Source organism: Holdemania sp. Marseille-P2844 (assembly GCF_900120005.1).
Classification (GTDB): domain Bacteria; phylum Bacillota_I; class Bacilli_A; order Erysipelotrichales; family Erysipelotrichaceae; genus Holdemania.
This window is the reverse complement of sequence record NZ_LT635450.1, coordinates 250,022-263,622: the sequence shown is the minus strand read 5'-3', so window position 1 is coordinate 263,622 and position 13,601 is coordinate 250,022. Positions and strand designations below refer to the sequence as shown.

At 51.2% G+C, this 13,601-nt stretch carries 13 protein-coding genes and 1 tRNA gene; 9 read left to right on the top strand and 5 right to left on the bottom strand.

Annotated features, from left to right (window positions below):
* Window positions 1-186: 186 nt before the first annotated feature.
* The 5 genes from BQ7364_RS05895 to BQ7364_RS05880 form a co-directional block, all read right to left on the bottom strand.
* Window positions 187-1,050 (bottom strand): DegV family protein, encoded by an 864-nt coding sequence (locus BQ7364_RS05895; RefSeq protein WP_072683855.1) that lies wholly within the window; start codon window positions 1,048-1,050, stop codon window positions 187-189.
* Between the two features lie 267 nt (window positions 1,051-1,317).
* Window positions 1,318-2,688: an MATE family efflux transporter gene (locus BQ7364_RS05890; protein ID WP_072683854.1), complete on the bottom strand. Its 1,371-nt coding sequence runs from the start codon at window positions 2,686-2,688 to the stop codon at window positions 1,318-1,320.
* A 338-nt stretch (window positions 2,689-3,026) separates the two neighbouring features.
* Window positions 3,027-3,557 carry a hypothetical protein gene (locus tag BQ7364_RS17725; protein ID WP_139248573.1) on the bottom strand — a complete coding sequence of 177 codons (531 nt, stop codon included), beginning with the start codon at window positions 3,555-3,557 and terminating at the stop codon, window positions 3,027-3,029.
* Between the two features lie 363 nt (window positions 3,558-3,920).
* A tRNA-Leu gene (locus BQ7364_RS05885) sits at window positions 3,921-4,004 on the bottom strand.
* Window positions 4,005-4,135: 131 nt separating this feature from the next.
* The gene (locus BQ7364_RS05880) at window positions 4,136-4,885 is read right to left on the bottom strand and encodes a hypothetical protein (protein ID WP_072683853.1); all 750 of its coding nucleotides are present in this window, start codon (window positions 4,883-4,885) and stop codon (window positions 4,136-4,138) included.
* Window positions 4,886-5,105: 220 nt separating this feature from the next.
* Here BQ7364_RS05880 and BQ7364_RS05875 point away from each other — a divergent pair, with 220 nt between their 5' ends.
* From BQ7364_RS05875 to BQ7364_RS05835, 9 genes are all read left to right on the top strand, one after another.
* Entirely contained in the window at window positions 5,106-6,320 is a 1,215-nt protein-coding gene (locus tag BQ7364_RS05875; RefSeq protein WP_229100680.1) for an ABC transporter substrate-binding protein, read from the top strand.
* Between the two features lie 78 nt (window positions 6,321-6,398).
* Complete coding sequence (locus BQ7364_RS05870; protein ID WP_072683851.1) at window positions 6,399-7,277, top strand: branched-chain amino acid ABC transporter permease; 879 nt, start codon at window positions 6,399-6,401, stop codon at window positions 7,275-7,277.
* 4 nt (window positions 7,278-7,281) lie between these two features.
* On the top strand, window positions 7,282-8,244 hold the full coding sequence (locus BQ7364_RS05865; RefSeq protein ID WP_072683850.1) for a branched-chain amino acid ABC transporter permease: 963 nt from the start codon (window positions 7,282-7,284) through the stop codon (window positions 8,242-8,244).
* Window positions 8,241-9,014, top strand: a complete 774-nt coding sequence (locus BQ7364_RS05860) for an ABC transporter ATP-binding protein (RefSeq protein WP_072683849.1) — start codon at window positions 8,241-8,243, stop codon at window positions 9,012-9,014. Before BQ7364_RS05865 ends, BQ7364_RS05860 begins: the two co-directional genes overlap by 4 nt.
* A 1-nt stretch (window position 9,015) precedes the next feature.
* Window positions 9,016-9,720, top strand: coding sequence for an ABC transporter ATP-binding protein (locus BQ7364_RS05855; protein ID WP_072683848.1), 705 nt, complete (start codon window positions 9,016-9,018; stop codon window positions 9,718-9,720).
* Window positions 9,721-9,724: 4 nt separating this feature from the next.
* Window positions 9,725-10,369 (top strand): CBS and ACT domain-containing protein, encoded by a 645-nt coding sequence (locus BQ7364_RS05850; protein WP_072683847.1) that lies wholly within the window; start codon window positions 9,725-9,727, stop codon window positions 10,367-10,369.
* Window positions 10,370-10,543: 174 nt separating this feature from the next.
* Entirely contained in the window at window positions 10,544-11,095 is a 552-nt protein-coding gene (locus BQ7364_RS05845; RefSeq protein ID WP_072683846.1) for a DNA-3-methyladenine glycosylase I, read from the top strand.
* A gap of 48 nt (window positions 11,096-11,143) precedes the next feature.
* Window positions 11,144-12,175 (top strand): GGDEF domain-containing protein, encoded by a 1,032-nt coding sequence (locus BQ7364_RS05840; RefSeq protein WP_072683845.1) that lies wholly within the window; start codon window positions 11,144-11,146, stop codon window positions 12,173-12,175.
* 80 nt (window positions 12,176-12,255) lie between these two features.
* Complete coding sequence (locus tag BQ7364_RS05835) at window positions 12,256-13,581, top strand: replication-associated recombination protein A (RefSeq protein ID WP_072683844.1); 1,326 nt, start codon at window positions 12,256-12,258, stop codon at window positions 13,579-13,581.
* Window positions 13,582-13,601 lie beyond the last annotated feature (20 nt).

Sequence of the window (13,601 nt, the reverse complement as noted above, 5' to 3'; positions counted from 1 at the left end):
ACCGAACGTTGACGTTCGGTCGTAAAGGCGATTGCTTTGGAAGCTTTGTCCGCCGGATAAGAATCGTGTTGTTTATATTGTAAGAGGCAGATCCAGGCATATCGGAAAACAAACTGTCCGCAAGGATTGGAACCATCGGTACATCTGCCCCTTCGTCTGCCATTCTCTGCGAATGCAGGGCGATCTTTAGTTTGCCGCTTCGCTGCGGAATCCGGTAATGCCCATCGCACCCTTGCCGCCGTGCACGGTCATCACCGCGCCCAGCTCAAACACCAGCACTTCCTGGAAACCGTCGTTCAGCACGCGCTGACGCAGCCGTTCCAACAAATCCGGGTCGGCGCCTTTGGCATAGATGATCAGCGCCATCGTGCGGTCCAGCGGTTCTTCGCTGAGGAAATCCTCCACCATCTGGGACGCCGCTTTTTTCATCGTACCGTAATACTTCTTCGTGTTGATCAGCTCGCCCTTGAGGATGTCGATGCGCGGCTTAATCCGCAGCAGGGAAGCACCCAGCGCTGCAGCGTTGCTGACGCGGCCGCCGGCCGCCAGGAAATCGAGCTTTTCCGGAATGAACAATGTCTTGATCCGCGGCACCCATTTGCGAACTTCCTCCGCCAGCTCCGCGGCGCTCCATTGCGGATTGCGCGTATGCAGCTCCACTGCTTTGAGCGTCAACAAGCCGAACCCGCCGGAAACGTTCAGGCAGTCGACTAAATGAATGCGCGATTCGTCGCAGTCCTGCAGGCTGATCAGGGCGTTCTGGAAAGAACACGAGCATGCCGAGGAATACCCGATGTGGACGATTTCCACTTCCGGATCTTCCAGCAGTCGATTGAAGAACTCACTGTATTGATACGGACTGACCGCGCATGTTTTCGGGATCTGCCGTGTGGATTCGTAAAAGTCGTAAATTTCCTGAATTGGAAGTTCGCCGTCAAGGACTGTCCGGTCCGGGAAGTTGACGCTGAAAGGCACCATGGGAACATTTAATTTTTCCAGCATGGAAGCCGGGATGTCGGAACAGCTTTCAGTTGTAATGATTGTTTTCATAACCAAGTCCCCCACTTATTTTTAACTCTGATTCTTCTAGTTTATGATGTCAGTACATCTCATTAAGAAAAACCAGACGCTACTACTTTACCGTGAACCTCGTGTCAAGTAAAGTCTTCTTTTGGAAAAAAATAAAAAGATGATTCGCCGGAAAAGAAAAGACCACACATTTTGAAAATTGTGTAGTCTAAGATCGTGATCAAATCATGAAAATTTTTGGAAGCGCCGGATCGAAAGCGGGTTCAATCATCAGCTCAGGGGCATGCCTCAGGCTTCGGCGGATTGAAGATCCAGCTTCGATTTCATCAATTTGCGGTAAGCGTAAACGAAGCAGAGAATATGCACCGCAAACGTCAGAATCCACGAAATCGGATAGGAGATATACAGACTGAACAGCGTATGTTCAACCTGGAAAATCGTAAAAATCCACAGCACGCGGAAGGCGCACGCTCCGGTCAGCGACACAAGCATCGGCATGATCGAATAGCCTAAACCGCGAATGCTTCCGCAGCAGACGTCCATCAAACCGCACAGGAAATAGGAAGCGCTGACGATCGAAAGCCGGACCAGACCGAAATCGACGACGGCCGGATCGGAGGAGTAAATCGAAAGCAGCGGCCGGCCAAGCAGGTATGCCCCCTGGCCCAGCACAAGCCCGATCACCGTGACAATGCCCAGGCAGCACCACAGAATTTTCTTAATCCGCGCGGTATTGCCGGCGCCCAGATTCTGACTGGTGAAGCTTAACGAGGTCTGATAGATCGCGTTCATTGCGGTATAGACGAAGCCCTCGATATTGCTGGCGGCGGTGTTGCCGGCCATGACGATGGAGCCGAAGGAGTTGACCGACGACTGGATCAGCACGTTGGAAATGCTGAATACAATTCCCTGCAAACCGGCCGGAATGCCGATCCGCAGCATTTCCTTCACTTTCGCGCCGTGCAGCTTGATCTTTTCTTTATGCAGCTGACACATGCCGTCCATTTTCAACAGACACATCAGGATTAAAACCGCAGAGATCGCCTGCGAGATTACCGTCGCAATCGCGACCCCGGCGACGCCCATGTTGAAGACAACGACAAAAAACAAATTAAAGATGACGTTGACAACGCCGGCAATCGTCAGGAAGTACAGCGGCCGTTTGGTATCGCCGATTGCACGCAGAATCGCCGCGCCGAAGTTATAGATCATAAATGCCGGCATGCCGAGAAAATAGATCCGCATATACAGCACGGAGTGCGTGATGACGTCGGCTGGCGTACCCATTAATTCCAATAACGGCCGAGCGAACAAAACGCCGACAAAGATCATCAGAATGCCGCCGATGATGGAAATGGCGATTGAGGTATGCACGGTGTCCTCGCAGTTTTGCCAGTCCCGTGCTCCGCAATAGCGGGCGACCATGACGTTGGTGCCGATGGATATCCCGATGAATAAATTGACTAACAGATTGATCAAAGCGCTGGTGGAGCCGACGGCGGCCAGAGCGTGGCTGCCGGTGAATTTTCCGACGACAACGATATCCGCGGCATTAAATAACAGCTGCAGGACGCCGGACAAAATCAAAGGAAAGGCGTAGATGAGGATGCGGCTCAACAGCGGACCGTTGACCATATCCACGGCGTAAGATTTTTTCACAGTAAAAAGTTCCCCCTTAAGTCATTTAAGTATTATACGCTCCCGGGTAGGAATTTCAAGCTGGAAACGATCAAATTTATTTCCTGGGAAATTCCGACAAACAGGATGAGACAGGGAGATCGTCAATGTACAGGAGATCCTGCAAAGAAGTTCGGAAAGAAATAAATTTTCGAATTCTTCGCTGATCTTCAGCAATAAAAAGGCGGGTGCAAAACGCTGCGCAGTCAGTTTCTTTTGTCCTGATTGTCAGATGAGAAAACCGGTATTCAAATTATGAAAAATCCGCTGCTTCCGCTGCTGATCTAAAATTGAATTTTGTGTTTCGCATAAGTTATTAATTAGGGATTAGCTCTATTCATATTATCATAAGGCACTCTAATTCCTGTGTAATGGAGATAGTCCTTAAATGATTGATCTTGATAATTAATTTTATATGATTTAGAATTGTAGAAACGTTGATGGCGCTTCAATGAATAAAAATTTTCAGAATAGGAGATATTAAATTTGTTGATATCAAAGTTTTGTTTTGCATTTTCTAATCTAATTACATAGATGGTACTGCCGTCATAATTAAAATTTGTATCGTTATAACTAAAATTTTTATAAGTAATAGGCAGTCTATAATCAAATATTGCAGTGATTCCTTCGTCATATACTCGAATTTCAATATGCTTTGCTACATCTACAGGTGATGAAGTAAGATAATAAATTAGAAAACTAAATAAAACAAAAAGAAAAAATAATTTTGTTTTTTGGTGATATTTTTTCGCCTGGCCATAGAAATTCTTCCAACTCCCTTTTTGTAATTGTATTATCTTGATATTATGTTGTAAAGTTTCTTCAGCAGAGCAATAGGTGATAAAAGTCAAAAGTACTTAAATAAGGATAGGGAGAAATCAGGAAAATCAGGCGGACTCTTGCATCTTTAATGATATTTGAAACTGGAAATGAGTTTTAGAAAAGGTCTTGAATATAGGACATTGATAGAATGGAACTTCAAGTTTAAGGTGAGCAAAATTTTTATTGTTCCTCTTTAACAAATAAGTCAAAAAATAATTCTTTTTAAATAAACTGGTTATTGATTCTTTAGTTAAAAAATAAAATAGAAACAAATGGATTTATGAATGGCAACTTGATTATTATCTTTAGTTGATGCGGAAAAAGCCTCTTTGCAAATCAAAAGGCTGTAACTTTCAGAATTTTTCTTGACGTTACAGCCCTTTTTTCATATCTGGTGCGCGTGAAGGGACTCGAACCCCCATGGATGAACCGCCAGATCCTAAGTCTGGTGCGTCTACCAATTTCGCCACACGCGCATACCCGGATATTATACCAAGACTTCTGATTTTTGACAAGAATCTGGATAGCTCAAATCGTATTGAAAAAATGAGAAAAGCGGCGAAGGACAGGCCCGGATAACCTTAATCCCGGCGGCGTATGCTGAAATTTAATTCTGGGATCCAGCGCATTTTGAACAGGACTCCAAGTTTTTTGCTAGTTCGGAAGTGAAACAAATCGCCTGGTCTTCCAGCTTTCGCAGAATGGTTTGCAGGTCTGCTTTTAAAGGCTGGCACTGTTTGCCGAAAAAACGCAGCTCGCTCTGTTTATCCATTGCTGACAGCCGCGTAAAATCCAGGCGGCGCAGACGCAGAGGCTGAGACAGTAATGATTTCTGATTGAACTCGTGCAGTTGATTCCGGTAGCGCGCGTCATGATCGAGAAAACCCGGCAGAAGCGGCAGCACTGGCGACAGATTAATCGTTTTATTCGTGATGGCAGCCTGATCGCGGACATTGATCTGTTCCACAAAACATTCGTTCAAAGCATTGTCCAGTTCAGTTAACGCTGTGAGATAAAGCTCAGTTCTGACAGCGAAATTGAGAATTTCCACCAATCTCTTAGAAGTCGTGGAATGATGTTTATCGTTCAATAGTTGACATTGGTCGGCAAGGCAGCGCAGCGAAGCGGTGGAAAAGTGCAATAGCTTTTCTTCTTTAAGTGTTAACTGATTTTGTACGATATCCCGTTTCTGGATCAAAGCTTGTTTCTTTTTCGCCGTAAACCAGCTGGAAGCATGATCTGCCTCATATTCAGCGGCCAACAGTTCGGTCCGTAAAGTTTCAACTTCTTTTTGTAACGCCTCGGATTCTTTCCGCAGGATTAATTCTTTCCTTATTAATTGTACATCCGGAATCATCGAAACTCACTCCTTCCCTTTCCTTCATTATAAGCGATAAGGAGGAAGTCGGAAGTAGAAAAAGAAAAAAGATTCAAATTCTTAACAAAACTGAAAATACTTACATGAAAACAAATTGTAAAAATGAAAAAAGAGGTTGTAATCAGACCGGGCCGGCGCTATAATAAAACCACTATAACCTTTTACCAGACGGTTTTAGAAAGAAACGGGAGATGAAATGATGAATACGATGAAGAAAGTATTCATGGGCGCCGTTGCCTTGATGATGGCGGCTTCCATGAGCGGATGCGGAAATTCCGGATCCGGAAACAGCGGTACAACAACACCGGAAGCGGGTAGTACAGATACAGCGGGGGCTGTGAAGATTGGTCTGCACTATGAACTGACCGGCGAAGTGGCGGATTATGGCAAAGCGGAGCTCAACGGCTCATTGTTGGCGATTAAGCAGGCCAACGCGGCAGCCGGGAGTGAAAAATATGGCTATGTCAAATATGATGATAAATCGGATCCAACAGAAGCGGTAACCTTAGCGGCGCAGCTGGTTAACGACGGCGTGGCGGGTGTTGTTGGTCCGGCAACCTCAGGTGCCAGCGCGGCTTCCTACCAGATCTTAAACGATGCGAAGATTCCGGTGCTTTCCCCCTCTGCGACGCAGAATAACGTCACGTTGACCAACCCGGACGATGCGTCCAGCGCGCCGTACGATTATGTTTACCGTGTCTGCTTTGAAGATTCCTATCAGGGCGCGGCGATGGCGCAGTATGCTTATGATACGCTGGGCAAGACCAAAGCCGTCATTTACGGTGATTCCACAACCGATTATGCCAAGGGATTGACGGAAGCCTTTGAAAAGCAGTTTACCAAGCTGGGCGGAACGATCGTCGGCAAGGAAAACTATGTCAGCAAGGATACGGATTTCTCCTCCGTCCTGACCAAGATCAAGGGAATGGACTTCGACGTCCTGTATATCCCGGGCTATTACAACGAAGCGGGCCTGATCATCAAGCAGGCGCGGGAAATGGGGCTGAACCAGACGGTGGTCGGCTCTGACGGTTTCGATTCCACGACGCTGGTGGAACTGGGCGGCGCAACGAACCTGAACGATGTTTATTTCACGACCGCTTACACGACGGTTGGCGCTTCGGACAAGCTGCAGGCATTTATCGACGCGTACAAAGCGGAATATAATGAAGAGCCGAATATGTTCGCAGCGTTGGCCTATGATGCGACGAACGTTCTGATTCAGGCCATGGAAGAAGCCGGATCCACGGACGGCGCGGCGGTGCAGGCGGCGCTGGCAAAGATCAGCTTTGACGGCGTTACGGGTTCGTTTACCTTTGATCCGACGCACACGCCGATCAAACCGGTGCTGGTCGTCAATCTGGTCGACGGCGTTCAGACGGACGCGGTCGCGGTCACGCCAAAGTTGGATTAACGGGCAAAGCAAACAACGGATAGAAATAGGGGAAGCAGTTCTCCTATTTTTTCCCATTGAGAAAAGGAGGAGAGGACTATGACCCAGTTTTTGCAGCAGCTGATCAACGGGCTGTCGCTGGGCAGCATCTACGCCCTGATCGCGTTGGGGTATACGATGGTGTACGGCATCATTAAATTGATCAACTTTGCCCATGGGGATATTTATATGCTGGGGGCGTATATCGGATTTATCTGCACGGCGCAGTTAGGCATGAGCTTTTTTCCGGCGCTGGTGGCCGCGATGGCGGTCTGCGCTTTAATCGGCGTCGTCATCGAACGGATCGCGTATAAGCCGCTGCGCAACGCGACGCGGATTACAGCGCTGATCACGGCGATCGGCGTCAGCTATTTTCTCGAGGCGAGCACGCAGAAGGTCATGGGCACCGGCGTTAAAACCTTCCCGCAGGTGCTGGCCAATCAGAAGATCATGATCGGCGATGTGATGATCACAACCCAGCAGATCGCGATCTTCGCGACGACGATCGGTTTGATGCTTCTGCTTCAATTCATCGTGCGCAAGACGAAGGTCGGCCGGGCGATGCGGGCGGTGTCGGTGGACGCGGACGCGGCGCGGCTGATGGGCGTCAACGTCGACATGACGATTTCCTATACGTTTGCGATCGGTTCGGCATTAGCCGGGGCGGCCGGCGTGCTGGTTGGTCTGTATTATAATTCCATCAATCCGCTGATGGGTATGCTTCCGGGCGTCAAGGCGTTTATCGCCGCGGTTTTCGGCGGGATCGGCATTATTCCCGGGGCGATGTTCGGCGGCTTCTTCATCGGCATTGTCGAGACGCTGGTCAGCGGCTACGGCAGTTCTTTATATAAGGATGCCGTCGTTTACATCATCCTGATCATCATTCTGGTCGTCAAACCGGCCGGACTGCTCGGTAAAAATATAAAGGAAAAGGTGTAAGCGCATGAAGAACCTGTTGAATAAAAAGAATGCCTGCTGGCTCGTTTTGATTGCGGGCAGCTACGGCTTAATCTCATTGTTAATCAGCGCCGGGGTGATCAACAACGTTTACCTGACCGTACTGATGACGATCGGCATCAATATCATTCTGGCGATCAGCCTGAACCTGATCATCGGCGTGACTGGTCAGTTCTCGCTTGGTCATGCCGGGTTTATGATCATCGGCGCGTATTGTGCCGGGGTTGCGGTCAAGCAGTTCTCCGCCAGTCTGGGCGGGATTCTGCTCGGCATGGGAATCGGCATTGTGATCAGCGGCGCGGTGGCGTTAGTCGTTGCGATTCCGACGCTGCGCCTGCGCGGGGATTATCTGGCGATTGCCACACTGGGCTTTGGCGAAATCATCCGCATCCTTATCTTGAATATGAAGATTACCAACGGCGCGGCAGGGTTGATCCTGCCGAAACTGATCGGCTGGCAGGTGATCTTTGCGGCAGTGGTGATCTGCACGATCATCATCCTGAACTTCTGCCGGTCTGCCCAGGGCCGCGCGTGCATCTCCGTGCGCGAGGATGAAATTGCGGCGGAAGCGATGGGCATCAATACGACGAAGTATAAAATCATGGCGTTTGTCTTGGGCGCGATGATCGCCAGTGTGGCCGGTGCGCTGTATGCCGGGGCGTTCTACGTCATCAAACCGGAGATGTTCACCTTTAACAAGTCGATTGATATTCTTGTGCTCGTCGTCTTCGGCGGCATGGGCAGCTTTACCGGCTCGTTTATCGCGGCCGGTGTGATCGGCGTACTCAATACGGTCCTGCAGCAGTTCTCCGATATCCGGATGATCCTGTATGGCTTAATGCTGGTCGGCATCATGATCTTCCGTCCAAGCGGTCTGTTAGGCACGAAGGAATTCACGTTCTCCAGTCTGTTTGAGCGGTTTGGGAAACGAAAGGAGGCACGCGGATGACGGTCTTAAAAGTCAGCGGCCTGACGAAAAACTTCGGCGGTCTGGCCGCGGTGTCCAACGTTAATCTGGAAATTGAGGAACGCGAGCTGATCGGACTGATCGGACCTAACGGCGCGGGCAAAACGACGCTGTTCAACCTGCTGACCGGGGTCTATGATCCCAGCGAGGGCAAAATCGAACTGAATGTTGAGGGGACGATGAAAAGCATCGGCGGCTTAAAGCCGTATGTGATCACCGGCCTGGGGCTGGCGCGGACGTTTCAGAATATCCGGCTGTTTAAAAACATGACCGTGCTGGACAACGTCAAGCTGGCGATGAACAAGTCGGTGAAGTATTCCACCTTGGCGGCAATTCTGCGTTTGCCTTCCTATTACCGCGAGGAACAGCGCGTGCTGGAGGAAGCGGTGAAACTGCTGGAAGTTGTCGGCTTGGCGGAAAAACAGACGACGCTGGCGAAGAATCTGCCGTATGGGCAGCAGCGCAAGCTGGAGATTGCCCGGGCACTGGCGGCGAAGCCGAAGATTCTGTTCCTCGACGAACCCGCCGCCGGGATGAATCCGCAGGAAACCACCGAGCTGACGGAGCTGATCCATCAGATCAAGGAACAATTCAATTTAACGGTCGTGCTGATCGAACATGATATGTCGCTGGTCATGAAGATCTGCGAACGGATCTACGTGCTGGACTACGGCAAGTGCATCGCCGATGGGACACCGGATGCGATCAAAAACAACCGCCGCGTCATCGAGGCGTATCTGGGGGAGGATTAAGATGCTGAAAATTACGGATTTAAGCGTTCATTACGGCGTAATTCAAGCTTTGAAGGGTGTTTCCCTGGAAGTGAAGGAAAAGGAAATCGTGGCTTTAATCGGCGCGAACGGCGCGGGCAAAACGACGCTGCTGCACGCGATCAGCGGATTGTTGAAAAAAAGCGGCGGCGAGATTGAATTTCTCGGCCAGTCCATAACAAAGAAGAATGCCCGCGATATCGTCAAGGCAGGCATAACGCAGGTGCCGGAAGGGCGGAGGATTTTCCCCGATATGAGCGTTGCGGAAAACCTCTGGATGGGCGCGTATCTGCGCAAGGATAAAGCCGGAATCCAAAGTGATCTGGAAAGTGTATGCCAGCGCTTCCCGCGGCTGGCAGAGCGCATGAAGCAGCTGGCCGGCACGCTGTCGGGCGGCGAGCAGCAGATGCTGGCGATGGGCCGGGCGCTGATGGCCCGACCGAAGCTTTTGCTTCTGGATGAGCCGAGCATGGGCCTCTCCCCGCTGCTGGTCAAGGAAATTTTCTCAATCATTCAGGATATCAACGCCCAGGGAACGACCGTCCTGCTCGTCGAACAAAACGCCAGGATGGCGCTGGGCATTGCCAACCGGGCGTATGTACTGGAAACCGGCAGCGTCGTGCTGAGCGGCACCGGCGCGGAATTAGCCGCCAGCGAAGACATTAAGAAAGCCTATTTAGGAGGATAACATTATGTTGGTGAAAGATCGTATGACAGCCAATCCCTACTGCATCAGTAAGGATACCTCGATCAGCGCGGCGCTGGATCTGATGGCGGAGCGGGATTTTCACCGCATTCCGGTCGCCGCCGGCCAGGAGTTAGTCGGTCTGGTCACCGAGGGTACCATCGCGGAGAACACCCCGAGCAAGGCGACCAGCCTGTCGGTCTATGAGCTGAATTATCTTCTGGCAAAAAGTACCGTTGAGTCCGTCATGATCAAAGACGTCGTGACGATTCATCCCGACGCGCTGCTGGAAGAAGCCGCGGTGTTGATGCGGCAGCACGACATCGGCTGTCTGGTTGTGACCGAAGGCCGCAAAGTCGTCGGCATCATCACACAGAACGATATTTTCGAGGCGTTTATCGACCTGTTGGGGTATTATGAGGAAGGCAGCCGCTATGTGATCGCGGTCGAAGACAAGCCGGGCGTGCTGGCCGATCTGACCGGATTGTTTTTTGATGAAATGGCGCAGATCACCAACCTGGCCGTCTATCGCAAAGACGCGCAGACTGACGTCGTCATCCGTGCCCGCGGCGTAGCGCCGGAGGTGATGAAAAAGCTGTTGAACGACCATGGCTATCAGGTAACCTCAGTGCTGACCCGCTGCGATAAGTAAGAGTTCTGGACAGTCCGCAACCGGCTGTCCTTTTTTGCGCGGCGAACAAAATTTCAGAAAAAAAAGAATCAGGAAAGTAAGATCAGCGATTGTCAGAAGGCAGAATTAACATTTCTGATATAATAAAAGAAGATGAAGAAACGGCAGGCGTCAGCTGCCGGGTGAGGAAAGCCCATGGAACACAAACGATGCGGCTGGGCGGAAAACGGCTCCGCTCAGTTGAAAACCTATCATGATGAGGAATGGGGAAAGCCGGTCCGCGGCGAGCGGGAATTGTTTGAATTGTTAATTCTGGAATCATTCCATTCCGGTTTATCCTGGCAGATTGTGCTGCATAAACGCGAAGCTTTCCGCGCAGCGATGGATCAGTTCGATCCGGTTTTAATCGCGGCGTATGATTCAGCCAGACTGGATGCCCTGATGCAAAATGCGCGGCTGATCCGGCATCGCGGCAAGTTTCAGGCAGCGATCACCAACGCCCGCTGCTTTCTGGCGATCCAGCAGGAATATGGAACGTTCCTCACTTTCATCCAGACGATTCTGCCGCCGGAACCGATCCAGCTGCGGACTTGTCCGCATCCGGCGACAACCGTCTGGTCGGATGCGTTGGCGAAGCAGATGAAACAACAGGGGATGCGGTTTCTCGGGTCGGTGACCGTGCAGGCTTTTCTGGAGGCTGCCGGATTTATCGACGGACATGAAGCGGATTGTTTCCGGGCTGAATGAGCGGAAACGCCTGCGGTTGGAGGCAAAGGGGAAAGGAGCGGAGGCGGGATGGCAAAAAATAAAGTTGAAAATCAAGGCATGATTCGCCGCGTTTATCAGCGGATTATCCTTTTGGGGATGCTTGTGCACGTGCTCTACATCGCGCTGGGCGGTTGGCTGACCATGACGGAAATGGTGTTTTACAACGTTGGCAGCACAGTGTTTTATCTGACGATGCTTGTACTGGTATTCTATGGCCGCTATCGTCTGGCGGTAGCCCTGATTCACCTGGAAGTCTGCGTTTTCGTTGTTGTGGGAACGCACGCGCTGGGGTGGGAAACCGGCCTGCCGCTGTTGTTGATCGCGATGGCTTCGCTGATTTATATCTGTCCTTACCGCCACAGCACGGTTCCGTTTCTCTTTTCGCTGCTGGAAATCGGCGTGTTCGCGTTTTTGAAGCTGACCTCGGATCAGGAAATATGGCTGCCGCAAGCGCTTCCCGGCAGTCTGGTAAACGGCATTTACCTGTTTAACGCTGCCATGTGTTTTACGATTATTCTTGTGTCTTCCTCGATCTTCAACGTATCATCGGCGCTGGCGCAGGGCCGGCTGCGGCGCAAGAACAAAGAGCTGCAGGAAGCGGCCTTCATGGATCGTCTGACCGGGACGCTGACCCGGTATGGCTTACAGGAACAGCTCAGAACCAGTCAGGGGAAATGGATGGCTGTGGCATTGGGAGATCTGGATGATTTCAAACAGGTTAACGATACCTATGGCCATATCTGCGGCGATTATGTGCTGGCAACGACTGCCCGGCTGATGCGGGAAACGGAATCGGCGCTTGTCTGCCGCTGGGGCGGCGAGGAGTTTCTGATTCTGATGGCGGATCTGCCGCAGGCGGAGGCAGAGAGAAAACTGGCAACACTGGCAGAGAAAATCCGCAGTTATCCATTTTCTTACGACGGGCATCTGATCCGGGTCACCATGACCTTTGGTCTGACTTACGGAAGGATCGGCGCGGACTTTGAAGCCGTAGTCGAGCTGGCAGATCAACGGATGTATCAGGGAAAACGTCAGGGAAAGGATCGGATTGTCTTCTAACTTGCAAAGTTGAATAAAATTCAAACTCAAGCGTGGAAACGATTGAAAATGTTGTATAATAAGCGCAGGAGGCGATGTTCATGGAACAGAAATCGTTGTTTGATGATCGCGATCTGAACAGTCCGCTGGCCAGCCGGCTGCGGCCGAAAACGCTGGAGGAAGTCGCAGGTCAGAAACATCTTTTAGGCGAGGGAAAGATCCTGCGGCAGCTGATCGAACAGGATCAGGTGTCCTCGATGATTTTCTGGGGGCCGCCGGGCGTGGGCAAAACGACGCTGGCCCGGATCATCGCTGAGCGCACGCAGTCGCATTTCGTGGATTTCAGTGCGGTGACCAGCGGGATTAAGGAAATCAAAGAAGTCATGAATAAAGCGGAGCTGAACCGCCAGATGGGCGAGAAGACAATTCTGTTCGTCGATGAAATCCATCGCTTTAATAAGGCTCAGCAGGATGCTTTCCTTCCCTTTGTAGAGAAGGGCAGTATCATTCTGATCGGCGCGACAACGGAAAATCCGTCGTTTGAGATCAACGCCGCTCTGCTTTCCCGGTGTAAGGTGTTTGTGCTGCAGGCGCTGGCAACGGAGGATTTATTGGAGCTGTTGGCGCGGGCGCTGAAGGATCCGCGGGGCTTTGGCAATTATCATGTGGATCTGAACGACGATCTGTTGTGGATGATCGCCAATTTTGCCAACGGCGACGCACGCACCGCACTGAACACTTTGGAAATGGTCGTGCTCAACGGCGATAAGAACGGCGAGGATATCGTCGTGACCAAAGAGCATCTGGAACAGTGCATCAACCGCAAATCGTTGTTGTATGATAAAAAAGGGGAGGAACATTACAATTTAATCTCCGCTCTGCACAAGTCGATGCGCAACAGCGACGTCCAGGCATCGGTGTACTGGCTGGCACGGATGCTGGAAGCGGGCGAGGATCCGCTGTATATCGCGCGGCGGGTCGTGCGGTTTGCGAGCGAGGATATCGGCATGGCGGACAGCCGGGCAATGGAGGTCGCGGTGGCGGCCTATCAGGCATGTCATTTCAACGGAATGCCGGAGTGCAGCGTCAATCTGACGCAGGCCGTCGTTTATATGGCGCTCTCGCCGAAGTCCAACGCTTTGTATATGGCATATGAAGCGGCGAAGAAGGATGCGCTGGAACATCTCGCGGAGCCGGTGCCGTTAGCGATCCGCAACGCGCCGACCGCCTTGATGAAGGAGCTGCATTATGGCGAAGGGTATCAATACGCCCACGATACCGAGGAAAAACTAACGACGCTGCAATGCCTGCCGGACGCTTTGCTGAACCGGAAGTATTATGTGCCGACGCGGCAGGGCCGGGAAGGTCGGATTCAGGAGCGGATGGAACAGATCGAAGCCTGGCAGAAGCAGCATCGCCATCAATAAAATGAAAAGATTTGGGGACT

Bases quoted from the DNA above. Each gene is read 5' to 3' on its own strand.
- BQ7364_RS05895 (WP_072683855.1), bottom strand. From the start codon at position 1,050: ATGAAAACAATCATTACAACTGAAAGCTGTTCCGACATCCCGGCTTCC.
- BQ7364_RS05880 (WP_072683853.1), bottom strand. From the start codon at position 4,885: ATGATTCCGGATGTACAATTAATAAGGAAAGAATTAATCCTGCGGAAA.
- BQ7364_RS05875 (WP_229100680.1), top strand. From the start codon at position 5,106: ATGAATACGATGAAGAAAGTATTCATGGGCGCCGTTGCCTTGATGATG.
- BQ7364_RS05870 (WP_072683851.1), top strand. From the start codon at position 6,399: ATGACCCAGTTTTTGCAGCAGCTGATCAACGGGCTGTCGCTGGGCAGC.
- BQ7364_RS05865 (WP_072683850.1), top strand. From the start codon at position 7,282: ATGAAGAACCTGTTGAATAAAAAGAATGCCTGCTGGCTCGTTTTGATT.
- BQ7364_RS05860 (WP_072683849.1), top strand. From the start codon at position 8,241: ATGACGGTCTTAAAAGTCAGCGGCCTGACGAAAAACTTCGGCGGTCTG.
- BQ7364_RS05855 (WP_072683848.1), top strand. From the start codon at position 9,016: ATGCTGAAAATTACGGATTTAAGCGTTCATTACGGCGTAATTCAAGCT.
- BQ7364_RS05850 (WP_072683847.1), top strand. From the start codon at position 9,725: ATGTTGGTGAAAGATCGTATGACAGCCAATCCCTACTGCATCAGTAAG.
- BQ7364_RS05845 (WP_072683846.1), top strand. From the start codon at position 10,544: ATGGAACACAAACGATGCGGCTGGGCGGAAAACGGCTCCGCTCAGTTG.
- BQ7364_RS05840 (WP_072683845.1), top strand. From the start codon at position 11,144: ATGGCAAAAAATAAAGTTGAAAATCAAGGCATGATTCGCCGCGTTTAT.
- BQ7364_RS05835 (WP_072683844.1), top strand. From the start codon at position 12,256: ATGGAACAGAAATCGTTGTTTGATGATCGCGATCTGAACAGTCCGCTG.